General features: G+C 43.3%; 2 protein-coding genes. Both read right to left on the bottom strand.

Annotated elements, in window-relative coordinates; all coding sequences use genetic code 11:
* Positions 1-274, bottom strand: a 274-nt coding sequence (locus tag A3763_RS29630) for a hypothetical protein (protein WP_231872201.1), incomplete at its 3' end; no start/stop codon positions are given.
* A gap of 11 nt (positions 275-285) precedes the next feature.
* Positions 286-1,586 (bottom strand): AAA family ATPase (locus A3763_RS14045; RefSeq protein WP_082880470.1); only part of this gene is annotated, 1,301 nt, incomplete at its 5' end.

The raw sequence follows: 1,586 nt of genomic DNA on the forward strand, positions 1-1,586 counted from the left end.
AAACTTTGAATAATAATGCTTTTTTAGTCTCTGATTTCAGCCAATTAAAACAGGCCAGCTCCAGTCCATACTTGAAACCCGCATGAGCCACATGAAACGTAATTTGATTACTCTGGCTATCTAGTGACAGGACTACTGGATCTAAGCAGTCTGTCAAAAACCAGTTAAAGTCATCTAGATTTGAATTTGGGTACTGATGTCTGACACTTTCAACCATTTGATTACAAGTGTCTCTTTCAGCTTGGAAATATGCCTTGAGCGCCGCTGACTTCATTGAACAAGCCCCTATGACTCAAGCCACTTGAGATAGTTCGTATAGCGCTGATGCAAATATTTAAGTTTTACGACATCCTCGTAGATGTGCCCATACATTTTCTTGCCCTCTACGAGTTTCGCTATTTCCGTCTCAATACGATTGATTCGTTTTTTAGCTTGCTTTGCAGTTAAGCCATCAAGACCTTCTTCAAACTCATTCGACAACTCTTCTACAGGGTCATTCTTATCCAAGTTAAGTTTATCGAATTCCCTACATGAAGAATCAAAGAGGTGACGCAACCAGCCGATCTTATCGCTTCGATAAAAAGTATTCTCAGACAGTTCGAAAAACGGTGAATCCATGTCAGCAAAAAGCCGGGAATGAAAAACGAATGGGAGTACTTGCCTTACATCGTTTAACTCAACCGTGTCATTACCCCTAAAAAACGCGAGAGCTTTAGCAAACTGTAGTAGTGACATCAAAGAACGAACTGAGATTCCGTTTAGGGTCTGACAACCAAGATCTTTTAGACGATCACGACCATTATCAATAGACGCTAACACATGTGATTTGACGCCTGATAATCGTGACGTGTCCTTTGTTTTATATTCAAACTGAGAGGCAGAATACTCCGAATACTCAAAGTGACTCGTAAAGAACTCTATTCTGCGCCGAATCCCTGCAGGTACTGTGATATTGCGTATCGCTAGCGACATGTCTGAGATCTCATCTTCGGTGAAAATGATCTGAGGTGGAACCATATCTTCTGGCTTTACACCTTCTTCAATACGTAGAAGCAACTGATTCAGAAATCTAGGGTTAAATGACAAAGCTTGGACAACGACATCAATACGATCTTTTAAGGCTTCGATCACCTGGTAGGTTCCGCCACCCTGATCATCATTTGCAGTTAAATACCAGGCCGCATCAGGACATTCAAAGACCTGGTTGTAGAGTTCTGCGTAGTTGTCTCCCATCACAGTCAGCAAAGCGCTTTGCGTTCGTGTAGGGATACGGTTGTATTCATCGACTATTTTTACGCGCATTCCAAGCCATTTCCGCCACGATATGCGGATGTCTTCGATCGCTTCGGCCGAGGCCAGATCCGATGGCAAGGGATTACCCAGCAAATCAGCCACTGTCATCTGCGGATGGCCATGTTGCATGGCTCGTTTAACTTCTTTTGTCGTATAACCGCCCATGATACCCATCAAGATTGCACTAGCCGTTTTACCCCGGCCTGGTCCGCCAATGAAAAGGCATTTACTTTGAGTAGCGAACGTGAGGAGTGGCAATAAGATAAAGCTTGAGTAAGACTGTTCAGTTGGGA

This window comes from Oleiphilus sp. HI0128 (genome assembly GCF_001635365.1).